Origin of the sequence: Maribellus luteus (assembly GCF_003576475.1) — a bacterium.
In the GTDB taxonomy this organism is placed as follows: domain Bacteria; phylum Bacteroidota; class Bacteroidia; order Bacteroidales; family Prolixibacteraceae; genus Draconibacterium; species Draconibacterium luteum.
On record NZ_QWGR01000002.1, the window covers coordinates 323,324 to 347,921 of the forward strand.

The 24,598-nt window shown below is 42.8% G+C and carries 21 protein-coding genes; 9 read left to right on the forward strand and 12 right to left on the reverse strand.

Features of this window, described 5'->3' with window-relative positions:
• The first annotated feature begins 33 nt into the window (after window positions 1–33).
• Entirely contained in the window at window positions 34–1,938 is a 1,905-nt protein-coding gene (locus tag D1614_RS04140) for a tetratricopeptide repeat protein (protein ID WP_119436628.1), read from the forward strand.
• 116 nt (window positions 1,939–2,054) lie between these two features.
• Here D1614_RS04140 and D1614_RS04145 read toward each other — a convergent pair whose 3' ends face one another.
• The 3 genes from D1614_RS04145 to D1614_RS04155 all read right to left on the reverse strand — a co-directional run bounded on the left by D1614_RS04145 (window position 2,055) and on the right by D1614_RS04155 (window position 5,283).
• Window positions 2,055–3,134 (reverse strand): Fic family protein, encoded by a 1,080-nt coding sequence (locus tag D1614_RS04145; protein WP_119436629.1) that lies wholly within the window; start codon window positions 3,132–3,134, stop codon window positions 2,055–2,057.
• A gap of 149 nt (window positions 3,135–3,283) precedes the next feature.
• On the reverse strand, window positions 3,284–3,967 hold the full coding sequence (locus D1614_RS04150) for a hypothetical protein (RefSeq protein ID WP_119436630.1): 684 nt from the start codon (window positions 3,965–3,967) through the stop codon (window positions 3,284–3,286).
• Between the two features lie 314 nt (window positions 3,968–4,281).
• The gene (locus D1614_RS04155; RefSeq protein ID WP_119436631.1) at window positions 4,282–5,283 is read right to left on the reverse strand and encodes a YhdH/YhfP family quinone oxidoreductase; all 1,002 of its coding nucleotides are present in this window, start codon (window positions 5,281–5,283) and stop codon (window positions 4,282–4,284) included.
• Between the two features lie 136 nt (window positions 5,284–5,419).
• Here D1614_RS04155 and D1614_RS04160 point away from each other — a divergent pair, with 136 nt between their 5' ends.
• A complete protein-coding gene (locus D1614_RS04160; RefSeq protein WP_119436632.1) occupies window positions 5,420–5,746 on the forward strand; it encodes a winged helix-turn-helix transcriptional regulator in 327 nt (108 codons plus the stop codon).
• A 163-nt stretch (window positions 5,747–5,909) separates the two neighbouring features.
• Here the strand turns inward: D1614_RS04160 and D1614_RS04165 are convergent, their stop codons facing one another.
• From D1614_RS04165 to D1614_RS04175, 4 genes are all read right to left on the reverse strand, one after another.
• Complete coding sequence (locus tag D1614_RS04165) at window positions 5,910–6,344, reverse strand: hypothetical protein (RefSeq protein WP_119436633.1); 435 nt, start codon at window positions 6,342–6,344, stop codon at window positions 5,910–5,912.
• A gap of 228 nt (window positions 6,345–6,572) precedes the next feature.
• On the reverse strand, window positions 6,573–7,088 hold the full coding sequence (locus D1614_RS04170) for a hypothetical protein (protein WP_119436634.1): 516 nt from the start codon (window positions 7,086–7,088) through the stop codon (window positions 6,573–6,575).
• A 605-nt stretch (window positions 7,089–7,693) separates the two neighbouring features.
• Entirely contained in the window at window positions 7,694–7,921 is a 228-nt protein-coding gene (locus tag D1614_RS26040) for a hypothetical protein (RefSeq protein WP_147384015.1), read from the reverse strand.
• A 36-nt stretch (window positions 7,922–7,957) separates the two neighbouring features.
• Entirely contained in the window at window positions 7,958–8,431 is a 474-nt protein-coding gene (locus D1614_RS04175; protein WP_119436635.1) for a hypothetical protein, read from the reverse strand.
• 276 nt (window positions 8,432–8,707) lie between these two features.
• Here D1614_RS04175 and D1614_RS04180 point away from each other — a divergent pair, with 276 nt between their 5' ends.
• From D1614_RS04180 to D1614_RS04210, 7 genes are all read left to right on the forward strand, one after another.
• Window positions 8,708–9,595: a DMT family transporter gene (locus D1614_RS04180; protein WP_119436636.1), complete on the forward strand. Its 888-nt coding sequence runs from the start codon at window positions 8,708–8,710 to the stop codon at window positions 9,593–9,595.
• A gap of 388 nt (window positions 9,596–9,983) precedes the next feature.
• Window positions 9,984–10,172 carry a type II toxin-antitoxin system HicA family toxin gene (locus tag D1614_RS04185; protein ID WP_119436637.1) on the forward strand — a complete coding sequence of 63 codons (189 nt, stop codon included), beginning with the start codon at window positions 9,984–9,986 and terminating at the stop codon, window positions 10,170–10,172.
• Between the two features lie 11 nt (window positions 10,173–10,183).
• Window positions 10,184–10,579 carry a helix-turn-helix domain-containing protein gene (locus D1614_RS04190; RefSeq protein ID WP_119436638.1) on the forward strand — a complete coding sequence of 132 codons (396 nt, stop codon included), beginning with the start codon at window positions 10,184–10,186 and terminating at the stop codon, window positions 10,577–10,579.
• A 151-nt stretch (window positions 10,580–10,730) separates the two neighbouring features.
• On the forward strand, window positions 10,731–11,282 hold the full coding sequence (gene ruvC / locus D1614_RS04195) for a crossover junction endodeoxyribonuclease RuvC (protein WP_119436639.1): 552 nt from the start codon (window positions 10,731–10,733) through the stop codon (window positions 11,280–11,282).
• Window positions 11,283–11,294: 12 nt separating this feature from the next.
• Complete coding sequence (locus tag D1614_RS04200) at window positions 11,295–11,558, forward strand: hypothetical protein (protein ID WP_119436640.1); 264 nt, start codon at window positions 11,295–11,297, stop codon at window positions 11,556–11,558.
• 139 nt (window positions 11,559–11,697) lie between these two features.
• The gene (locus D1614_RS04205; protein ID WP_119436641.1) at window positions 11,698–13,305 is read left to right on the forward strand and encodes an amidase; all 1,608 of its coding nucleotides are present in this window, start codon (window positions 11,698–11,700) and stop codon (window positions 13,303–13,305) included.
• Between the two features lie 189 nt (window positions 13,306–13,494).
• Window positions 13,495–14,103 carry an RNA polymerase sigma factor gene (locus D1614_RS04210; protein WP_119436642.1) on the forward strand — a complete coding sequence of 203 codons (609 nt, stop codon included), beginning with the start codon at window positions 13,495–13,497 and terminating at the stop codon, window positions 14,101–14,103.
• On the opposite strand, the gene D1614_RS04215 is transcribed toward D1614_RS04210, so the two are convergent.
• From D1614_RS04215 to D1614_RS04235, 5 genes are all read right to left on the reverse strand, one after another.
• Window positions 14,104–15,399, reverse strand: a complete 1,296-nt coding sequence (locus D1614_RS04215) for a DUF3472 domain-containing protein (RefSeq protein WP_119436643.1) — start codon at window positions 15,397–15,399, stop codon at window positions 14,104–14,106.
• Between the two features lie 147 nt (window positions 15,400–15,546).
• A complete protein-coding gene (locus D1614_RS04220; protein ID WP_119436644.1) occupies window positions 15,547–17,775 on the reverse strand; it encodes a M60 family metallopeptidase in 2,229 nt (742 codons plus the stop codon).
• An 80-nt stretch (window positions 17,776–17,855) separates the two neighbouring features.
• The gene (locus D1614_RS04225; RefSeq protein WP_119436645.1) at window positions 17,856–19,010 is read right to left on the reverse strand and encodes a DUF5126 domain-containing protein; all 1,155 of its coding nucleotides are present in this window, start codon (window positions 19,008–19,010) and stop codon (window positions 17,856–17,858) included.
• A 62-nt stretch (window positions 19,011–19,072) separates the two neighbouring features.
• Window positions 19,073–20,968 (reverse strand): RagB/SusD family nutrient uptake outer membrane protein, encoded by a 1,896-nt coding sequence (locus tag D1614_RS04230; RefSeq protein ID WP_119436646.1) that lies wholly within the window; start codon window positions 20,966–20,968, stop codon window positions 19,073–19,075.
• A 13-nt stretch (window positions 20,969–20,981) separates the two neighbouring features.
• Window positions 20,982–24,371, reverse strand: a complete 3,390-nt coding sequence (locus tag D1614_RS04235) for a TonB-dependent receptor (RefSeq protein ID WP_206609922.1) — start codon at window positions 24,369–24,371, stop codon at window positions 20,982–20,984.
• Window positions 24,372–24,598: the final 227 nt, after the last annotated feature.

A 24,598-nucleotide genomic window follows, 5' to 3' on the forward strand; every position in this document is an offset into this window, starting at 1 on the left:
ACTGTGTTATTTTTGTGAGATATCAGGAAATCTATGAAACACATTATATGCTCTTTTTTGATCCTTTTTAGTCTGAATACGGTGTACGCTCAGCAGAAGAAAGTATCGGAGATTCAGAGTAAATCAAGTCTGGCAATTAAGTACTACAATGAAAAAGACTATGAGAAAGCACTTCCTTTGCTCAGAGATGTGTACGGTCTTACCCGGAACAGTACCTATTACCGGTATTACATTACCTGTATGATTGAGTTGAAACAGTACGACGAGGCCATCAGGGAAATTCAGGATGAACTTAAAAAACAAAAACCTCCGCGGCCCGATTATTTTATTTACTGGGGGCAGGTGCTGAAAGCAAAGGGATTAAAAACCGAAGCCGCAGCCAAATACCGGGAGGCGATCGACAACATTCAGCCCAATAAAGGGAGTTATTATACGGTGGCGAATGCTTTTCTGGCAAACCAGGAGTTTGAGCTTTCGAGAGATGTGTACCTGAAGGCCCGGGAAGTGTTGCCGGCCGAAGATTTCAGTTACGAGCTGGCGCGTTCGTATTTGTACTTGCGCGACAATGAAAACATGCTGGAAGAATACCTCAATCTGCTGAAAAGAGATCCGAATCATCTTCCGCGGGTGCAAAGCAGTTTGTCGTCGGCCATGCGGCTGGATATCGACGACGGGCTTCGCGACCAGTTTCGCGAGCAGGTGTTGCTGCGTATTCAGAACGAACCCGATGTGATTGGCTACAACCGGCTGCTGATCTGGTTTCTTCTGCAGGAGCGCAAGTTTGCCAGTGCCTTGCGCCAGTCGATTGCGATCGACCGCCGCACCGGGGAAGAAGACCAGCAGATTGCCGTTTTGGGCGATATGGCCCTGCGAAACAAAGACTACACGGAAGCTAAAAAGGCTTATAAATACCTGATGGATAAAGGCGAGCAGAACAGCTATTATGCGCAGGCCTACATCCGGACGCTGAATGCTTCCTACCTGGAGTATGTCAACGATTTTCCGGATGACGTGGAAAAAGGGAAGGAGCTGGCGGAGCAATTCAGTAAGGGTTTGGAATACCTCCAACTGGGGCCGGCCACATTGCCACTGGTAAGAGAGTATGCGCACCTGGAGGCGTTTTACCTGAGAGCGCCCGAGCGGGGCATTGAAATGCTGGAAAAGGGAATCGGCATTCCCGGGTTAAAACCTGAACAGATAGGGGAGTTGAAGACCGAGCTGGCCGATATTTATTTGTACAGCAACGATCAGTGGGAAGCCATGCTTTTGTATTCGCAGGTAATTGATGAGAACAAAACCAACAGCCTGGGCGATGAGGTGAAGCTGAAAAAAGCGCGGCTGGGCTATTACATGGGCAATTTTAAGTGGGCCAAAGCTCAGCTGGATGTGCTCAAGGCGAGTACTTCGAAACTGACCGCCAACGATGCCATGGAGCTTTCGATGATGATCGGGAACAACCTGAACCTGGACACTACCGCGGTTCCCCTGCAAATGTTTGCCCGTGCCGACTTGTTGTTTTTCCAGAACCGGAACAACGAGGCAATGGCGGTGCTCGATTCGCTGGGGGAACAATTCCCCTACAATTCGCTGGTGGATGACATTCTTTTCCGAAAAGCAAAACTCGAAATCGGCCAGCAGAACTATGCGCTGGCTGCCGAATACCTTCAAACCATTGTCAATGATTTTGGCTACGAATTGCTGGGTGACGATGCCATGTATTTGCTGGCAGAACTATACAATTATGATCTCGACCAGAAAGAGAAAGCCAAAGAGCTCTACCGCGACATGTTAAGTGATTATCCGGGCAGTGTGTACATTGAGGAATCGCGTACCAAATTTCGGGAGCTTCGGGAGCTTTTGCCTGATAACGAAAATGATAAGAAGATGGATAAAGAGGAGATGTTCATGAAAGGTATAAAGCTGGATGAATTTGAATAAGAAAGCATAGCCCGCCGGTGCTGGTTGCTTTTTGTCTTTGGTCTTTCGAAATAAAAGGCAGGCGTTTAAAAATTATTGAATTTGTGCAACGGCTACCTGCATTACCGCAAGTGGTTTTATCTTCTTGTCAATAGGTTAAATAACTTTTCGTTTATATAATAATTACCGGTTCCTATTCTTTCTTTTTTTAAAATTCCATCCTCAGCCAGTTTATTTAAATAATTAGCAGCAGTAATTCTTGAAACATTCAAGTCGTTGACAATGAATTCAATTTTTGTATAAGGATGTTTAAACAAGTTGTTTAGTAAATCTTGACTGTAAAATTTGTAATTGTCGCGAAGTTTATGTTTATACTCCATCATCAATTCTTTGATTTGGAGAATTAATTCAATGGTTTCGCGTGAAGTTTTTTCAATTCCATGAATCATGAATAACAACCATTCCTCCCAGTTTTTATTGTCCCTGAGTTCCTGTAAAAGCCTGTAATAATCGGCTTTATTTTGAATAATATAATTGCTTAAATACAGGATGGGAAGGTTTTGCAAATTTTCGATAATTAAATAAAGGATATTTATTATTCTTCCTGTACGACCGTTTCCATCGTAAAATGGGTGAATACTTTCGAATTGATAATGAATGATCGCCATTTTTATAATGGGGTCATAATCGGACATCGACGGGTCATTGATGAACTTTTCGAGATTTGTCATCAATTTATTTATTTCATTGATGTCTTGCGGAGGAGTATAAATTATTTCTCCGGTCGAAGAGTTTTTTAAGGCAGTTCCGGGAAGCTTTCGAAATCCGGCGCTGTTCCCTTCCAGTTCTTTTTGAATTTCGACGATAATGTTATTGGTAATTAGTCCCTTTACTTTAATCAGTTCAAATCCCTTTTTTAATGCTGATATGTAGTTTTGAACCTCTTTCGCTTCAGGTGATTTAAATGAGTCGAGATTTAATTCCGACTTGTACAAATCATCATGTGTTGTAATGATGTTTTCAATAGCAGAACTATCTTTTGCTTCCTGAAGCCCAAGTGTATTAACCAAAATGATTTGATTCGGAATGGTCGATGCAATTCCTTTTAATTCGGCCAAAGCTGCATGAGCAGAAGGCAAACTTTTAAGAACTGCTTTCGTTTCAAGGTCAATAGTCGGTGGCAGTTCTTTTAATTTCCAATTTTCATTTTGGCTCATTGTGTAAAGATTTTGCAGTTCTCTTTACAAATATAGTTTGTTTTGTAAAGAAAATCTATTTTTCTTTACAAAGGGTAATGGATGTGATACTATTAAAAACTAGGGGGTTGTGCAACAACTACCTTTGTTGGCAGCCGGTAATTGTTATTTTAATATTCATAAAGTATTTCTTCTCCTGATACATGGAGAATCACTTTGTCGTCACCAATTATCTGTAAGTTCTTTATATCAAATGAAACCTCTTTCCCTGGAACTGCTGTACAGATTTCTTTATTGTCAAGAGATAATCTTAAGGTCCTTTGGCATGGATCCGATTTTGCAACGTTGCCTGAATCAATTAATTTTACAGTCCATGTATCACCATCGCATCCACTTGCTGCAAATTTTATGTTCAGACAATCTCCGGTAATTGTTAATTCTGTTATTGAAAATGGGTCGTTCGGTGCATTCTCGTATTCTTCTGAACTTATTATAACGCTTTGGTCACAAACCAATTTAGAAATATCCTTAATCTCATCTATCTCAGCTACTACTCCAACCATACAATAGCTTCCCAAGTCTGTTCTTTCGTGATATTTAAATTTAATTTCTTTGTTTTCTGCTAATTCCAAATCAAAGGCATCTAAATTCAATGGTTCTAACTTTGATTTATCATCTAGCTCGATCACCCAACCACAACCATCAAGTCCTGTCAGATTTTTTAGTTTACCTGATTTATAGTCTTTTGAACTGTCACTGTCACTTTTTTCACAGGATGAAATAAATAAAATAAGGCTAAAGCAAAGTATACTTAAAATACTCGCCCCAAATAATTGTGTTCTGTGGTTTTTCATGTCAATTGTTTTAACTCAAGATGCATTAGCTTGTCCTATGGTTGCGTCGCTTGCTGTTAACATATGTGTAAATGACACTTTTTATGTATTCCTAATTTCTCTCTGTTTTTATGTGATGAGGTGTATTCAACGGTTTTTGATTATTCGCCGGTTAAATATCAACAGAGAACCAATTAATTCTTTTCTAAACAGGGTATTAAAAAATGAAAGAACCTGTTAAAAGTGCGAAAAACAGCTTATTCCCCTTCGTAGTTTTAACAGGCGCTTAAAAATTATTGGGGGTGTGCAACGGCTACACGTATTGAATTGCGTATTTATTCAACTAAACTCAGGATTGTTCTTCCCTTTAATTTTCCGCTGAGCATTAATTCAATTTTATGGGGTAAATCCTTTAGCTGAATTTCATTGCAGGTATATTCTAATTGCTTTGGCTTCCATTCATCGGCTAACTTATTCCATACTATTTCCCTGTATTTCATCGGATAGTTTTGCGAATCGATACCAATAAGCGTAACACCTCGAAGGATAAAGGGAAAGACGGTTAAATCCAATTTGGGAGATGCAACATTTCCGCAGCAAGTTACAACGCCTATCGAATGGGTTGATTTAATAATGTTTTCGAGAATGACGCCTCCGACCGTATCTATTGCCCCCGCAAACAAAGGTTTCAACAAGGGTTTTTTATCAAAATTTTCGATCTCACTTCGCAATATTATTTCTTTTGCTCCCAGGTTCATTAAATAGTCTCTTTCCGTCTCCTTGCCTGTTATTGCAACTACCGAATATCCTAACTTATTCAGTATAGCAACGCTTAATGCGCCTACGCCACCTGTTGCCCCCGACACCGCTATTTTTCCGTCTTCCGGTTTTATTAATTCCGTAAGTCTTAAAACGGATATTCCAGCTGTTAATCCTGCAGTGCCATAAATCATGGCCTCTTTCAGGGTCATTTTTTCGGGTAGTTTTACGGCCCATTCTGCCGGAACTTGAATGTACTCTGCAAATCCGCCGTCGGTATTCATCCCTAAATCATAACTGGTAACAATTACTTTATCACCTGTTTTAAATAATGCACTGTGCGATTTTTCTATTATACCTGCCGCGTCAATACCGGGCGTGTGCGGATAATTTTTGGTTACTCCTTTGTTTCCCGAAGCCGACAATGCATCTTTATAGTTCAGAGAACTGAAGTGTACTCTTACTAAAATTTCATTATCGTTTAACCGATTAAAGGCCACTTCTTTAATAGAACCAACGAAATTCCCATCCTTCTCTTCCACTCTAAATGCCTTAAATGTAGAATTATTTTGTACCATCTTTTGTCTTTTAATTTATCTATTTTTGTACAAATGTCAGGATAAATAATTTGCTTATCAATAACTTACAAAAGGTATACATACGAACATTTATTGCTGTTTTTAGTATTTACAAGTCTTTGAGAGAAGAAAAAAAATGAAAAAAAGTTATTGCCCGATTGATACATTTATAAACGTGGTAAAAGGTAAACGAAAAGGAACCATCGTTCTTCACCTTTTTCAGGGAGACAAAAGGTATAGCGAATTAGTTAAACTCTTGCCTGATATTAGCGAACGCATGCTGACCAAACAGCTTAAAGAACTGGAATCTGACGGGTTAATCCGTCGAACCGTTTATCCGGAAGTTCCGCCCAAAGTGGAATACAGCTTAACCGATCTTGGTAAAGAAATTCATCCTATCCTAAAAGGAATGTATAAAGGAGGAATCCTTTTTGAAAAATCGATGGATGAATCTCATCTTTAAAATTACGTGTTGTTCCATCGATGTGATAGGGTTTTATATGCAACACAACAGTCACTTGCAAGTTATCGTTGCGTCCCGATAGCTATCCAGACCTTTTTGTGTTATATCTTTTTCAGCCTTGCAGGCCGAGGCACGATTGGCAAAATCGCGCCAGCGGAGTTGTTTATTTAAATTTATGACTCTTCACTATATCAATGAATAATTGGTCATTTGATGTATTAAAGGTATAAAGTCTATTTTTATTTACTTCGTCACCTTTGTCGATATATGCGGATAATCTTGTTCCATCCGGCCTGTTTTCTTTTACAATTTTTGCTTTATTCCCATCTATCAGCAATTCTTCGAAAAGCAATAGATCGGGAGTATTTTTAATGCTGTCAATATTTCCATACGCTAAATATCCAAAGTCGAATTCTATTTTATAATCTTCCTTTTGGTAATATCCAACATAGGTGTCAATGCCTTGTTCATTTACGAGTGTCCAGTCAGCTGCAGCCGTTAACTCAAACTTATCGTTTGTATAAGTTGGAACATTTTCCTTGTCTTTGTTACAGGCTACAAAAACGAGAATAATTAGAAGTAAAGTAAATGCTTTCATCGTTATTGAGATTTTTTTGTGTTTGTCAATTCTTTTAAGAACGTATTTTGATTTACTGCAATCTTTTTGTTGACTTTCTCGAATCACCACATCAGATCGATCCTTGTTATTTTATATCTACGAAGAGAAATCCTATCAGACCCGCAGGAAGTGGGCGCAAGGTCTGACTTGTCAGACCGCTGAAACCCCCGCCTGCCATATTACAATTTATTAGCAACTGTAATTTTATCATTGGGTTATCGAATTTTTTGCACTTATCTGTTCAATCACAAAATGACGAGTCCATTTCCCATTCCTCACTTGGTACAAAATTGTTCCAGATTCATTTTCTTTTGTAAATAAAATTGATTTATGATATTGTATCAGTGCAATTGTCGTGTCAGGATTATATGATATTGGAGCGAGAAGGCAATGCCATATTTTGTCTCCATTGAAACAGTCAGAATCTTCTATTTTGATTAAGATATTGTGATCAGTATTTTCAATAACATTCTCAAACTGCTCGGACTTCCATGTCCCAATTATAGGATTAAGTTTAATGGTTTTTGCATCGTTATAATAAATCTTAGTTGTGTCAAATCCAAGACACAATGGTTTCATGTTTTTTTGTAACTCAATTTTGCAATTGCCTTCCATAATATCTGTCATAACAGTATTTAATAATTCTCTTACTGTCTGCGCATTACTAAAGCATGCGATAAAATACAAAATCAAAATTAATCCGATTGTCTTTGTATGTTTCATATTACAAGATGTAAATGTTCATATTTCGGTCGACTGAAGCCTTTTTCATTATTATTACTAACGTCCCTATAACGCATCATTTATCCAATCAATATCTTCTATAGGTACAACAAAATGTGTCGTTTCCAATAACATACACTTGTAAAGCACGCCTTTTATGGTTTACTAATTTCTCTCTGTTTTTATGTGATAATGCGTATTCAACGGTTTTTAATGATTTGCTGCCTAAATATAAACAGAAAATCAACCAAGCCTTTTCTTTACAGGGTGTTATGGGGCATAAACTGCTGGCCCGGGTTCGCGGTTCTAAGTAAAACCCTCGTTAAGCTCGCTTTTTACCCCGAAAGGCTGGTAGAAAGTAAGAACACTTTCACTTTTTAGTCCGGTGTGCTGGTAAAAAGCAAGATTATACCTCGCTCTTTTTCCCGGCCTTCTCGTTTTTTGTTAGAAAAGGCTGGCTTTTTTTTAGAACATTCTTGTAGGGGACTAAAACCGGCTCGTAAAAAGCAGAATTACAGGCCGTTTTTTACTCGATGCACGGGGTAAAAAGTTAGCTTGTTTGAATGTTTTTCATGCTTTTCCTGGTTTTGGTCAAGGGCAATGCATCAAAAAGCCAGGTTGTTGGAGCTAAAAATGAGCTTGTGGAAGAAAAAAGCGGGAAGAAGGAAGTCGGGAGCCGGGTGTTTGTATTCATTTTGTTTGATGGGCTCTAATAACACAAAACCCCGGCGGATAAAAGCGAGGTTTTGTCGTAAAAGCCGGGTTTGATGCCCGTTCAAACAGAAATTCAGGACGAGCGGAAGGATAAAAACCGGATTATTGTACCCAACCATCAATAAGGTTTTGTGCGATAGTCCGGTTTACCAGAGCTAGATGTTTTCGGGTGCTGCTTTTCGTTTTCCGCGCGGAAAACGGTTGGCCAATTCGGCGACGGCTTCTTCGGCGCCGGGTTGCCCCATGGTAGCCGCGTTTTTCAGCACTTTGTAAATTGAAAGCGATGCGCTGTAGGCTTCGCTTCCGGCCAGAATCATACTATCGTCGAGCTCGTTGGTAATGCGTTCGAGCTGGGTGAAATAGGTACGAATGGCTTTTACTGCCTCAAAGTCGGCAGTAGCTTCGGGTACATCAATAAAGGCAGGCATATACTGCGGATATTCCTGTCCGTATTCAACCGCTTTTTCAACAAAAGCCACGGTTTTATCGCCCATCTTGGGCAGCTCTTTACGCTCTTCGGGCGTAAGTGTCATTAACTTAGGTTCCAGTACGGTTGCCAGTACCTGGATGGCCTGGTTTACCTGGTCCTTTTCGTCTTCCGTTAAATGAAACGAGAATTGGTCGTCCATACTGTTTTAATTTAATTTGATAATTTGGGGTACACTGGAATTTTTGGGGATATTTCCCTGCCACCCTTCCGGCTGCCAGGTACCTTAACATGTATACAGGGTTTCCGCTATCCTGAATTTCAAAAAAAAGATAATGCAATTGGGATATATAAATCAAGCCACGCGATTGTGTTATGGAGCATCTGCACAGTGAGTTATGCCGTTTTTCGCCCGTTTGTTTTAGCGACGGTCATCCGGTTTTCTTTTTGTACATTGGCGTTTTTAATCATCAGCTTTATGGCGCAACCTGTAAAATCCTATTTGTATGCGGGGCTGGCCGTGTTGTTTTGGTCGACCGTGGCAACGGCCTTTAAACTGGCTTTGGCCGAATACGACTTTATCCAGGTTATTTTTTACGCATCGGGCGTAACGGTTGTGTTGCTGTTTGCGGTTTTGCTGTTTCAGCGGAAAGTGCATTTAATTGCCCGGGTTACCCCGCGGCAATGGACACATTCGTTGCTGATGGGGGCCTTCAATCCCTTGCTGTACTACCTCGTGTTGTTTAAAGCCTACTCGCTGCTGCCGGCGCAGGTGGCGCAACCTCTGAACATGATCTGGCCCATCACACTGGCCTTGCTGTCGGTGCCGCTGCTGAACCAAAAAATAGGCTGGATAAGCTTTGCAGCGCTGATGGTTAGTTTTACCGGGGTGTTTTTTATTTCATCGCAGGGTGGTTTCGACGGCTTCCGCAATACAAACCCGCTGGGGGTTTTCCTGGCGGTGGGAAGTTCGGTGCTGTGGTCGCTGTACTGGATCTTTAATGTGCGCGACCGCCGCGACGAGGTGCTGAAACTCTTCCTCAACTTTGCCATCGGTTTTGTTTACCTCTTGCCCGTGGTGGCGCTTTTCTCTTCGTTCAGAATTACGCCCGGAGTGGGTTTTTACGCCATTGTTTATACCGGGATTTTTGAGGTGGGCATCACCTATGTGCTTTGGCTAAAAGCCATGAACCTGACCACCAGCAATGCCAAAATCGGGAACCTGGTGTTTTTTGCGCCTTTTCTTTCGCTGGTGTTTATTCATTTTATTCTGAAAGAAACCATTTATGTCACTACGTTTATCGGCCTGGCTTTTATTGTGTCGGGCGTACTTCTTCAGCAACTCGACAGGAGAAAAGGACGGTGACGGATGGGGAATAAGGGTGGTTTATTATTGACTCTCCCTCTTCTCCCTCTCTATTCATAGAGAGGGACGATCCCGAGCACTCGGGATCAGGGTGAGTCAACATAAAAGAAGAATATACTCTGCTTTAGGCCCAACAGCTTATCGAACTGACAATTACAATGGCGTTCGATATTTAATTTTAAACAAGTTCAGCCCCAAGGAAAGCCCGATCTCGTCCGGCGAAGAAAGTTGTAAGCTGATGAATTGGGATTCCGGACGAAAACAGGCTGATCATCATTTTATTAAGTAGTGTAGTTAATGATGGAAAAAAGAAGATTCCAGCAGATATTTTATCGCAACAAGTAAATTATTGTTTACCTTTGAGTGAGATTTAGAAAGATTCAGTTACATGAAATGCTCCGAATTATTTCGACTTTTGAGAAAAGATGGCTGGTACCCGATTTCACAAAAAGGGTCGCATGTTAAATTAAAGCATGACCAAAAAGAAGGAATACTGATTTTTCCAAACCATGGGAGTCAGGAAGTCGGAAAGGGACTTGAGAAGAAAATTTTGAGAGATGCAGGAATTACACTTTAAAGACATGAATCATGAAAGCGTTTAAGAAAAAAATTAAAATAATAGTTGAAAAAACAAAGACCGGATTTTCTGCCTACTCTGAAGAATATCCAATATTTACAACAGGAAGGACTATTCCTGAGTTAATAAATAATGCGCTTGAAGCAACTCAATTAAATTTTGAAGAAGAATTTGAAATTACACATGAGAATTTAAAATTTGAAATTGACTTTGCTCAGTTCTTCCAGTATTATAAAGTGCTCAACGCAAAGTTTCTTGCTGAAAAGATTGGGATGAACCCTACTCTGTTATCTCAGTATGTGCAAGGACATAAAAAGCCATCAGAAAGCCAGACTGAAAAAATACTAAGTGGAATTCACCAAATCGGACAAGAATTATCTGAAATGAACCTGATTTATAAAGCATAGAAACACGGGCGATAACATTTGAGAATTGCATTTCGGATTCACTGGTATGTGTTGTCTCTGTTCTTTTCTGCAAAACACAATAAATCACAAACCAGCCACAACTTCTCGCAATAAATCGCAATAAGTTACCACAAGTCACTATTTTTATTGGATGGAAAAACCACTTCGAATTTTGGGGATCGACCCGGGGACCACGGTAACCGGTTACGGGCTGGTGGAAATCAGGAACAAAAAGCCGGTGATCCTGCACATGGGGAACATTACGCCCGGGAAGTTTAAGGATCATTACCAGCGCTTGAAGGTTTTGCACGAGCGGGCGCTTCATTTGGTGGAGACCTATCGCCCCGATGTGATGGCGATTGAGGCCCCTTTTTACGGGAAGAACGTACAGTCGATGCTGAAACTCGGACGCGGACAGGGCGTTATTATGGCGGCCGCACTGATGCACGGGGTTCCGATTCATGAATATGCGCCGCTGCTGGTAAAGCAGGCCATTACCGGAATGGGGCGTGCCTCGAAAGAGCAGGTGGCTTATTTCCTGCAAAAAGTTTATGATTTAAAGGAGATTGAAAGCGTTTTGGATGAAACCGATGCGGTGGCGGTGGCCATTTGCCATTTTATCCAGCTAAGCAAGCCTCAGAAATCAAAAGAGTATAAAAACTGGGGAGATTTTATTAAGAAGAATCCTGACAAAGTGAAGTAATTTGGATATAAGATGAAAAAATCGATCAAGACCTTTTTAATCGTGATAGCTGTTATACTGGGTTTTGTATTTCTGCCCCCGTTTATTGCCTGGCTCAACGGCGAGGTATTCAAAGTGTCCTTAACCGAAGTGCGTTATGGCGTATTTCTGGGATTAATGACGCCGCTGCTGATCTGGCTTTCCTCGAAAATGAAAAGTACCTTTCTTTTTGTGGTGGTGGCCCTGGTGATTATCAGCTTAGGCGGATTTTTACTTAATCTGATGTTTCCGAATTAGCGAATCTTCGTATTCAAGTCTCAAAAACCTAACGAATAAACAAAATGAAATGAGCATGAGAATAGAATTTACACCAAACGACATGATAAGATCTCATGCGAATTCCATCTGTTGCCAAAATAATTAAAAATCTAAACAGATGAAACGACGTACCTTTTTTAAAACCAGTGCGATAAGCGGATCGGTACTGGCGCTTTCCGGAGCGGCTGCGTGTACAACAGGTTCCGGAGATTCAGAAACCCCGGTAAACCTTACCGATTTTGAGTTGAACGAAACCACGGTTGCCGGACTTCAGAAAAAGATGGAGGCGGGCGAATTAACGGCCGAAAGCCTTTGCCAAAAATACCTCGACCGCATTGAAAAGGTGGATGCGTATCTGAAGTCGGTGATCGAGTTGAACCCGGATGCATTGGAAATAGCCCGGCAGCTCGACGGCGAGCGGAAAAAGGGGACGATTCGCGGGCCTTTGCACGGAATCCCGGTGTTAATCAAAGACAACATCGATACAGGCGACAAAATGATGACCACCGCCGGATCGCTTGCATTGGCGGGGAACGTGGTGGAAAAAGATGCGTTTATTGTAAGAAAGTTACGCGAAGCCGGGGCTGTTCTGTTGGGGAAGACCAACCTGAGCGAGTGGGCCAATTTCCGCTCGGATAATTCTTCGAGCGGATGGAGCGGCCGGGGCGGACAGGTACGAAATCCTTACTTTTTGGATAGAAGCCCTTGCGGCTCGAGTTCCGGAACCGGAGCGGCCATTTCGGCCAATTTATGCGCCATCGGAATTGGGACCGAAACCAACGGTTCGATCGTTTGTCCGTCGGGGAACAACGGCTTGGTGGGAATAAAACCTACGCTGGGTATGTGGAGCCGGCAGGGAATTATTCCGATTGCACACAGCCAGGACACTGCGGGGCCGATGTGCCGCAACGTAAGCGATGCTGCCATCTTACTGGGAGCGCTGGCGGAAGCCGACCCGGACGATGCCGAAACTCATCTTGAAAAAGGAAATATTCTGAAGGATTATACACCTTACCTGAAAGCGGATGGTTTAAAGGGAAAACGCATTGGCGTGGCTTCGCAGATGTTATCGGGCAACCGAAAAGTGAAAGAGCTTTTTGTGCAGGCTGTCAGCGATTTGCGCGAGGCCGGTGCAGAGGTGCTTGAAGGAGTTGAGTTCGAGCACAACCGGGAATGGAACCGGTTTTCGTACCAGGTTCTTTTGTACGAGTTTAAAGCCGATTTGAACCAATACCTGGCGGGGCATCCCACAGCTCCGGTGAAAAGTTTGGAAGAGATCATCGCTTTTAACAAAGCGAATGCCGCTAAAGAAATGCCGTGGTTCGACCAGGAAATAATGGAAGCCGCGCAGGCCAAAGGCGATTTGACAAGCGAAGAGTACCAGGAAGCTTTGGCAAACTCAAAGCTGTTTGCGGGTAAGGAAGGAATCGACAAAGTGATGGAAGAGCACGGGCTGGATGCAATTATCGCGCAAACCAACGGCCCTGCGTGGACCATCGATTGGGTGAACGGCGATCATTTTAGCGGAGGAAGCTCATCACCTGCCGCTATCTCGGGCTACCCGAACATCACGGTGCCGATGGGCTTTGTGGAAGGGCTGCCGATTGGCCTCTCCTTTTTCGGGAAAGCCTGGAGCGAGCCTGCGCTTTTGGAAATCGCCTTTTCGTACGAGCAAAAAACAAAGCACCGCAAAGCTCCCGGATTTCGGAACTCGCTAATGGAGTAAGCATTTATTACATGCGAAATGATTTATTCCTTGTTTTTTAGGTGCTTATTTTATTATTATGCAATGAAATTCGATTCAGAGCAGTAAGAATGAAGAGTTTGCAATTTATTTGGTAATTTCTGCAATCAAGTTTGGTCTCTTTTCCTTTTGAGAAAAAGAATGTCCCGGATTAGAGAATAAGAAAAGAGCATGGAGGATTTGAAGAACTGGGCCGGTTTTATCAACGGCGACAAGCAATCCCTTGAGATCATATATACAAAATACTATGATCAGCTGCTGAATTATGGCCTGAAATTATTCCCTGACCCCGAAATTGTGAAAGACTGTATACAGGATTTGTTTGTAAAACTGTATTCGAGCAAAAACATAAAGCCAACGATGCATGTGCGGCCGTACCTGTTAAAATCGATCCGGAATATTTTAATTGACAAACTGGCCAAACAGAAATTGCTGGTTTCTGAAAACGATATTTCGTTTCACATGCCTGTTGACGAAGATGATCTGGAAAAGAAGTTTGGCGGTAACGATGAGGAGTTACTATTGCTCAAAAAGCTGTTGCATTCTTACGATCAGCTCTCGGACAAGCAAAAGCAAATCCTCTACTTTCGATACATTCAGGAGCTTTCGCATAAAGAAATTGCGGAAATTCTGGATATCAATGAGCAATCGTCGATGAATTCGTCGTCAAGAGCCTTGTCGAAATTGCGAAACCTTTTACTGGATAAAGAAAATCAGGCTTTTCTCAGTGGCGATGATCTGAAGAAAAACCTGATTCTCTTGTGTATGGTATCGAAGTAGCTACTGCCTGGGCAGGGCTTTAAAGTCGATTTCCGGGTGAGCGGCAGAAGACTTTTCGCGGGTGAAAACCGTTTTGTAAGCCGTGTTTTCGTCAAAGAAACCACAGTTTTTCATTACAAACGATTTCCGGTTTTTTGTAACGCCACCGTAATAGTCGGCGCGGCGTTTGGCGGCAGCCGTTGCATCGTAGGTAAAGCCAGCCTCGGTTAATTCAATCCATTCACCTTTTTCGGTAACGATCCACTGGTTGGTAAGCTCCACTTTTCGGGTGAGGTGCCCCTGCGAAGGGATAAAGTTCTCGAGGAACGAATGCGGGCGGGTGTACCACGTTACCTTTTGTGGCCGCGAGAACGAGGCGATCAGCCGCCAGTTGTTTTGCCCGGGGTCAAAGAACCACGACGTATAAACGGTGGCACCTTCGCGGTTTTGGTCGGGGTGAATGCGCGTCAGAAACCGATAGGTCTTTCCGGCTTTCCACGGATAGCGCAGGAAGCTTTGTCCTCCTGATCCTTCGCCCCCAAATTCTTTGGTAACCACGTCTTTGCCCTTGCCGAGCATGTGGACCTGGGCTTCTACCGGAATTTCTTCGGGGTTATCGGTTGAATAAGGGCTCCAGACCGAAAACAGGATCCTTCTTTCGGTGGGCGAATTTACCTGTATTCCGCAGTATCCTTCGCCAAAACCATTAACCATGTAGTAAGAACCGATCACATCTTCTTTTTCAGGCACCATCACTTCGTTGTAGAAGTACTCTACGTTTCCGGCCGATTCGGGAATCGGGTACGAAAGATGAACCGAGGGGCCACGTCGGCCAAAATAGAAATTCTCGGGTTCGCGCACAAAAATCAGCGGCTCCTGTGCTGCTTCGCCTTCAATTATAAGGTCAGAAATATCTGCAAAAACAGAACCTGTGCGTGTTTTGCCTTTGAAATCAATACGTACATGCTGGTTTTCTTTTACCGTTGTGCTTCCCACTTTAATGGTTTCCCACGCAGGGTTATCAAGGGTAAGTTTGTGCGCTTTCCCGTTTATGGATACTTCAATTTCGGATTTGCCTTCGGGTGTGCGGGTTTTCAACGCTATGTCCAGGTTTCCGCTGTGGCCTGTTTTAAACCAGCAGGAAATTACGGCAGTTTTATCGTCCCAGGCGGAAAGGCCGTTTTTGTTGATATCAACGGTTCCCGCTTTTTGGGTAACATAAGCATTCCCGCCAAGTGGAATATTTACTGCTGAACCGGCTGAAAATACCTGGTTCACGTTCAGAATAATAAAAAGAATAAGAACTAAATGCTTCATTTTATTTTGCTTGCTTTTACTATTAGCGATTCAAGAGATCGAATTTACTTCTTTTTTTTGAGGAGCCCCGCCGAGGCAGGTATGCGCCGTTTGAAAAGCTGCATACCGCCTTTGCCTGAAGGGACTACCTTTCTCTGTTATTGCTGTTTATTTGTAGTTGGAGACGTTGTTGTCAGTTATTGAATAAATGTTGTTATGCGCGGGTTGCGGATAGTTTTTAGCGGCAATCTCCGCTTTCAGCTCGTTAATTTGCTGCTGGGTGATGGTGAATTGCCTGGTTGCATAATCGTTCACCGTTATGTCTATGGGCGTAAGAAAACCCCAGGCTTCAAAGAAAGCCGTCAGGTCGAGGTTGGCAATGCGGCAGGTGGCACGCACAAAATCGAGCTGATAAAAGCCATCGTTTGTGGCCTGTGAATTATCCTGGTTCCGCATGTATTCATACAGATCTTTGTAGAAATCCTGTTTCCCCAGTGCATCCATCAGGTACAGTTTCAGCTGCCAGAAAGGAATAAGTTTTACAAATACGTCACCGTTTTGGTTGTGGGGAATGCCTTTGTTCACGAGCTCGTTGAATCCTTTGTTGTATCGGTCGTCAGAGATCAGGCGCGAGGTATTGCCCCACGAAGTTTGTACGTGCAAAGAGTGAATGTTGGTGGTGACTTCGGTCATGCCAATCCACTTCAGACCGGGCCGGGTTTGGTTGGAGTGACCCACTTCGTGTGCCGGTCCCCAGGGAGATGTGGTGAGTTTATTCAGACTGCACAGGTCGTTCATTGTTCCTGTTACATAAGCAGTACGGTAGCTGGTCGAATACATGTAACTATCAGTATAAACCACGTGGAAATACATGCGGTTGTTAAAGGTTTTGTTGTATTTGAACAGCCCCATAAATTCCCATTCCAGGCGAACCAGGTCGTCGTATTTGTTGATCAATGCCAGCCCGTCGGGGGTATTCTCCCGGAATTTTTCGGTGGGGAAAGTTAAGTGCGCATATTTTCCCAGAACATCAAAATGCTTGTAGCTTGCGTGGCTTAAAAGCCTGTTCCAATCCTCGGAATTGTGTTTCTGACTGTCGAAGTAGCCATTTATTGTGCCGGTTACAAAGTTGATTTTTACCGGACTTTCGGTGGCGGACCCGGTGTGGTACATCACGTAAACCAAACCCCCGGAAGTAATGTTGATCTTGTTTAATCCGTTGGCAACGGGATAGGAGTTTCCGCCAAAGCCATTTTCCAAATCCTGGATCACAATGGATACATTTTTATGGTCCGGGTTATTGGCAAAAAAGATGAGTTCGTCTCCGGTAGAAGCAGAGATTCCGGTGGGGTTATCGCGCAAACTATAGGTGCTGGTTTTGTTTATTTGGGCCATTACGGCAGGATCCTGCCACGGGCGGTATTCCTGAATTCTGAATTCCTGGTTGTATTCTCCGCGGAAAATTTCCAGTGCCATGTCTTTGAAAAAGTCGTTTGGGATAGCCATTACAGCCGATTCGCTTGTCCCAGGTTTTAGCTCAGAGCAACTGTTGTCAGTAAAAATCGATAGATAATCGAAATTGTCCGGGTTTTTCCGGTAGAATTCCATTTCGGCGCAGGAAACAAAACCCTGGCCGTCGCCGGCTCCTGATTTTACCACCAGCTGAATCGTAACAGGTTTGCTGATGGGGGTAGAAAATGTTACGCGGCTTGATGCTGAACTACCGTTGAAATTGTAATCTCCGTATTTGGTAAGGGTGGAATTGTCTTCGGTAGCTATCCACAATTCAAATTCTTTAATGTGTCCGTTTGAGCCGCTTTGGCGTGGGTAGTAAACAAAATAATCGATTGTTGAAACGTTCGAGAAATGATAGCTCAAAGTAATGGGGAAGTAATTTTCGCCGGAGTTATTCCAGTTGGAGTGATAGATGGTGGTGTAGTTTCCGTCGAGCGATTTATCAATATTGGAGCCTGATTGGAACGAAGAAGTTTCGGCGCTTGAAACCGCAACTTTTATATCGTCTTTAATATCTCCCTGGTACGAATCGAGCCCCGATTGGGAGACCGAGAACGATTTTTTGAGTTCGCCGGCTTTTACAGAAACAATTGCTGCACGCTGGTCTGACTGTTGGTTGGTGGTGGTTTCTACTGTAATTACTCCGTTGGCATAAGTGGCGGTACACCAGCTAACACCCGACTCGCAGGTAAGCGGAGATTGATTGGTGCTAACATTTACGGTTTGTGTAGAACCAATGCGGCTGAACGCTAGTTGTGAGGCTTCAATTTCCAGTTTGGGAATCTCAACGGGTTCTTCCAGTTTGTCTTTTGAACACGAGATATTGAACATTAAAAGTGCCGCAAAAAAAGCGATAAAGGATTTTCTTTTCGTTCTGCACATAGTTTTTGATTGATGTTAGTTTAATTGAAGGAAGAAGTTTTACGCCGGTTAAAGCGTAAAACTTCTGTAATAGTACTATATTATTCTTGTCCGTAAACATTCATTTCTGCAACCATCGCAAAATTGTTGGCTCCTTTGTATTCAGGTCCAAAATAAACTTTTACATACCTGGCTTTCGGGTTATTCGTCAGTCGGTAGGTTTGTTCGTCATTTGTCCCGGAATTAAAGGCATATGCACCTTGATCTTCCCAATTCCATGTAGTTGGGTCAGTGAGATCGGTTGCTCCGGCTTCAGGACATGTTAAGAACTGCTGTCCTTTTTGTCCACGACCGTCTCCCTGACGACGAATCATGCCAATTCGGCTAATCGTTACTTCTTTCCCAAGATCAATGATGAAGAAATGGGGGTAAGTTGAACCGAAAGCAGACCAGCTGGCATGCCAAAAAGTACTGATTTCATCATCGAAAACAGCCAGGACATTTGCATCAGTCTGCTGTGAACTATAACCAATTGTTTCGTAAGGAGAATTGGCATCAAACCCAGGGACAGTCCAGGTGTCTTTGGAAATTTGTGATTCCGCCAAAGGTGTAATGTCAAATGAAACAGGTTCAGAGCTGTTTTTATATTGGTCAGATACAGTTACTTCAAATGTTATCGGGTCGGCGGGAAGATTGGTAATAAAATCTTTGCCTGTGTCACTGGAAGTAAATTTTATCGTTTCTCTGGCAGTTGGATTTTCAGGATCAGGATAAGTAACCGAAATCACCAGCGTTTTTCCGGTTTCGTTCACCCACGAAATAATACCGCCACCAAAATCGGGAACAACCGATATGGTTGAGATTACTTCGTTGTAGGCAGGAGGAAGAGGTGCTTTCGAAATTGTAACCGGCTCTGATTTTCCGCCTTGTATGTTGCAGGATGCCAACTTAAACAGGTATTCGTTGGTGTCAGCAAACCCGTCAATAGTGGCAGTTACATAACCGGAAACAGAATCCAGATTGAATTTGGATATATTCTTGCTAAAATCCTGTCCGCCTATTGTATAGGTGATGTTTACGTAATCGATTCCTTCGCCTGAGGGCAATCCCCATTTTAACACTACTGCACCATAATCGGCTTCTGCCGCCAAGTCAACTACTTGTCCCGGGATGTGCACATTTTCGTCGTCGTCGCTACATGAAGCAACAAACAGGAAAATGGAAAGCAGGTAAAATATATTGATTATTTTCTTCATCTATTTAAAGTTTAAAGTCGTGTTATTGAAATATTCATTAACTATCTTTTTTATTCCCGAAATTAATAGCCGGGGTTTTGAACCAGGAACTGGTTTTTCTCAATATCCCCGATCGGAATAGGCATCAGGTAATGTTGCGGAGTTCGGAATACCCGGGTAAAATTCACATCCACAACATTGAAGAATCCGGCATCGGTTGATTGAGAGTAATCCATTCCCTGTGCTTTCATGTTAAAATATTTGGTGCCCAGCAACCATCTTCTTACATCCCAGAAGCGTTGGTTTTCCAAATACAATTCAATGGTTCTTTCCTGGCGAACGATTTGGCGCATTTTGGCCTGGTCGAGTGTGGCGCCGGTGGCAGCCCATGCTTCGTCAATGGTTGGAATGCCTGCTCTGGTCCTGATTCGGTCGATGTATTCCTTTGCTGTTTCCAGGTTGCTTGCACCTCCCACTTCAATGAGTGCTTCGGCATAATCCAGGTATAACTCTCCCAAACGGATAATTGGCCAGGGATAATTGATGATACTTCCACCTGTTGCTCTTGAGAACGAAGGATGAACACCTTTTTTGTTCAGGTAACCGGAAGGAGCATAGTTGTTGGTCCGGGTTTTAACTCCGCAGTTGTCGTCTTTGCGGAAGCTTACCAGCATTCTGTTTCGGTTGTCAGCTGTTACTCCCGGGTCGTTGGTGTAAGCATACAGCTCGTAATAACTGTTGTGGTATGCTATCCAGGCATAAAAGCGGGGTTCTCTCCCCATGTTTAGATTAAGAGTATTTCCCGAGCCATGTGTTAAGTCGGTTTGATTGCTGTATTCGAAAGCACTTTCAAAATCATAGCTGGGATCTTCATCAATCGGCAGTCCGTTTTTTGTATAGAATGATTTTATCATAGTGAGAGTGGGAGCTACCCCGTTCCACGATCCACCGTTTGTTGCATTCCAGGGGGTACTTTTTCTTTGCAATGAATAATAATTTTCGGGGCGTGTATCAGCCCAGATAATTTCAGGGGTGTGGCGGTCGGTGATGGCCATTCGGAGCGTTTTTTCAACACTGTTCGAAGGTTCGGCCAACGTAGCAGGTACATCACCTTCCTGGAACAAACGAATGCCATTATCTTCTGCTGCATCTATTGCCGTTTTTGCTGCATCGGCTGCTTTTTGCCATTTTGAAGCGTCATAAGTCGTATTCATCAATGCCGTTCCATCAGCATTTTTTACCTGGGCTAAAGCCCCCGAGATATCGTCAGCATCAGGGTCGGAGTAGTAAACCGATCCACCGTTGAACTGGGGTGAAGCGGCATACAGGAACATTCTGGCTTTAATGGCAAGCGCTGCCGGTTTGGTAGCCCGTCCAAAGCTGGTTTCTTCCTGTTCGTTGGGCAAGCCCAAAGCAATGGCCTCGTCAAACTTGTCGGCTACCCACTGAACACATTCATCATACGGAGAACGGGCCGGGAAATTTTCTGCAGGAGTATTTACTGCAAACGATTCTTTAATCAGGATGGTCGGTCCATAATTTTTAACCAGAATGTAGTGATAGTAGGCAATTAAGAAAGTGGCTTCGGCTTTGTATTCCTGCTTGTCTTTCTCGTCCATCAGGGGAACAGCGTCAATATTTTCCAGTAGCAAATAACATTGCCGGATACCCTGAAAAAGTGTATTCCAGTAAGAAATAACCGGGTTGCTGGCTGTATAGTTTCCTTTTGGAAAGTTGGCAAAAGTTTCGTGCTCGAAAGCGGTTACTACCTCATCGGCCGTAAACATGTCAATGGAAGCTGTTTGATGCCTTGGGTTAGGTAGATACGAATAGCAGGAATAAAGATATCTCCTGGCCGCTTCTGAATCTTTGAAAGCATCCTTGTCGTTGGCCGTTTCGGTTGGTACAATGTCAAGATAATCACAACTGAAAAGAGACAGTACCAAGAGTATTGAAGAAATAATGTATTTAAATTTCATCCTGTTCAAAATTTTATAATGTGAATTGTACGCCCAAATTAACTACTCGCATTGTCGGATATTTTAAGCCGGATCCTCCGCCCATTTCCGGGTCCCATTCCTTGAACTTTGAGAAGGTCAGTAAATTGGTTCCGCTCAGGTAGAATCGCATAAATTTGTGTGAATATCCAAACTCCAGGTTTTTGAGTTTAAGGAACGAAGCATCGCGTAACCAATAGGTAGAAGCTGCAGTGTTATTGGCATTATCTGCAATACTTAAGCGCGGATACCTGGCGTATATATCCTGGTTGCTTTCACTCCAGTAGTCATCAGCTACAAATTGCAGCACGTTGCGGGTATAGCTGGTTCCGAAAGGGTGAAATCCGCTCATAACCAGTGATGTGCGAGCCACTCCCTGGAAGAATACAGAGAAGTCCCACTTTTTGTACTGCAAGGATGTTCCCAAACCGTAAACAAGCTCCGGAACAGTTGGATGTCCCATGTACTGGCGGTCGTTCTGATCAATCTGTCCGTCAGTTTCTCCGTTTATGTCGGGGATATCCGTGTACTTAATATCTCCTCCGCTAATAAATCCCCCGATCAGCTGGTCTGGACTGTTGGCAACTTCTGCATCGTCGATAAATAGTCTTTCAGCAGTGTACAACAATGGCTGATTGATGCTATGTCCAACTCTGGAATTTCCAGGGTAAAGGAGGTAGGCAGGCTCGTCGTACGAAAGAATTTTGTTTTTGGCAAATGAGAAAGTTCCTTTTACTGAAACAAACAGGTCAGGGTTTACTTGTTTGTTGTAGTTTACAGCCCCGTCAAAACCTTTGTTTTCAACCTCTCCCAGGTTGCCGTAAATGGCCGTGCCGGATGCACCAAAGAAATTCGGAATGGATTGACGCTCCATGAATATGTTTTCCCTTCTTTCTTTAAACACGTCAAAAACGATTTCAAAAGAATCAAAGAGCTGGAGGTCTACCCCAATGTTTGTTTTAGTACCAATTTCCCAAGAAAGATCGCTGTTTTGGTAACGTTTGTAAACCGGACCCGATTGCGAATAGTTCTGATCTATACCTGTAGTGTATTTAGCGTCATCTGATTGTAAATCAATATCTGCCAGGTAGAGGAAGCGGGCATCATCGGTTTGGTCGTTACCAACCTGTCCCCATGATCCCCTGATTTTCATATGGGAGATAACCGGTTTGATGGACTCCCAAAAAGCTTCTTCGCTAATGTTATAACCCAAAGCAACAGAAGGAAAGAATCCGTAACGGTGTCCTTTGGCAAAGTTTTCACTTCCGTTGTATCCAAAGTTAAATTCAGCCATGTAACGGTTTGCATATCCATAAGTTACACGGCCTGCAATGCCTTGTTTTCTTTTTGGGAGTGATTCTTTTAGTGTTCCGGGCGTATTGATGTTGAATTCGTTTTGGTTGTACAAAATCATGGCCCCTAAGCTGTGCACATCGTCAATAACTTTCGAGTAGTTTAACTGCCCCTGAATATACATGGTGCGATCACCTCTGCCAAAGCTGTTGTCGCCGTCAATATCAAGAACGGTGGATACCGGAGAACCGGTTGTTCTTACAAGGTCGTACTCCGAAATATCACCTTCGCCATTGTAATAAATATTACCCAGGTAATATTGGTTGTAATTCGAGCTTCTTGATATATGCGTTCTCGACCAGTTTTTGAAAGAAACCAAGCCGCTGAAATTCAATCCGTTTGTAATGAAGTCCAGTTTCTGGTCTAATTGCAGGGCCGCAATTACCGTACTTTGGAAATCCGAATTGTATCCTCGTACCATTTCAGCCAGCGGGTTTATTCTTCGGTCGTTAGAAGAGGCTTTTCCTCCCCACATCAGGTGGTCGGTGGTGGAGCTTAAATTGCGGGGATCGTCAGTTGGGAACAGGATTGGGAAATCAACCGGGTTCGAATAAATTACGTTGTTAAATAGGTCACCAGCACTCCGGTAGGGTGAATTTTCATCTCTAAGCTGAACATTTAACCGTAAACCAACCGTGGTTGTTTTGGTTGGATAATACCTCAGGTTGTTCTGGAAATTGTATCTCCACAACGAAATGTTATTGCTGTAAGAGAAGAAGTCTTTGCTTCTTGATTTTAACATTCCTGATTCGTGTGATCCGGAAAGAGACGAGAAATAGTCTACTTTAGAGCTACCTCCTGTTATGTTTATAATTGCTTTTTGAGTTGTCTGGTAATCGTTGAAAAGCTCATCGTACCAGTTTACATCCGGGTAAAGCGTGGGGTTGTTTCCTGCTATGGTCCCGTTTATTTTTTCCTGCGAATAGGGAATGAATGATGTACTCGAAGGATTTTTTTGAGCTTCGTTGTACATGTTCATATAGGTAACCCCGTCGGCAAGATTTACTTTGTAAGTTGGTGCAGCAATGGAGTTTTCGATGCGAACGTTGATTTTGGGTTTGTCCAGATCTCTCCCGTTTTTTGTGGTAATAATCATAACTCCGTTTGCCCCGAGTGTTCCGTACAAAGCGGTTGCCGTTGCATCTTTCAGTACCGAAAAGCTTTCTATGATTTCCGGGTCGATGTTATTCAGGTCTCCGGAACTAATCTGTACTCCGTCAAGAATGATTAACGGAGTGGTGGTGCCTCCAAACGTAGAAATACCCCTGATCCAGAAATTGGCGCCGTCGGCACCCGGTTGCCCGCTTCGTTGCACTGCAATAAGCCCTGCAACACGACCTGCAAAACTGGTAGATAACTGAGTGGACGGAACCTTTAACTCGGTTGCTTTAATGGATTGAACAGACCCGATTACGGAAGCTTTTTTCTGGTTGCCGTAACCAACTACCACTACGTCTCCAAGTTGAGTTTGATCTTCTTCCAGCACAATTGAAAGCTGTGTTTGTTCACTTACCAGGATTTCCTGTTTTTTAAATCCGATAAACGAAATAACAAGGGTTTGACCCGGTACTGCATTGAGCGTAAAATTACCGTCGATGTCTGAAATGGTACCATTGGTCGTGCCTTTTATAACAATGTTGACACCAACGAGCAATTCACCGTTTGTATCGGTAATTCTACCGGTAATTTTTTGAGTTTGTTTTGACGGCTCTTCGTCCCCCGGTATTGGTTGCTTTTTGGAGATATAGATTTGCCTGCCCGAAATCACATAGGTATTGTTGGTATCTGTAAACAGTGAGTTCAGAATAGCATCCACTTTTTCTCCTGAAAAATTCGCGGTAACCCTGCGTTCAAGATCCAGTGCTTCATCCTGGTAGATGAATACAAATTCGGTTTTTTTACTGATTTCATTCAGCACTTCTTTTACGGTTTTTCCAACTGCATTGATAGATATGGAGGTAGTTTGTGAATAGCTGTTTTCTCCATAGCTAAATTGCAGTCCTAATATGAGGCAGATTGCTAACAATTTCATCCTTCGGATATTATTCTTTAATAATGACCGCTTGTTTAAAACTTTTGCGTCTATTTTATTCATAAATTTGTAATGATATTAGATTTTAAATTTTACATTTTGAATCTCTTCAAGCCGGACAATATTCCCAGTATTGTTCGGCTTTTTAGTTCTAGTTCCTGGCGTTTATATTCTCATAGGCAATTCGTGTTTTTTCATTTATACTTTGATTTATCTTGTTAGGAATT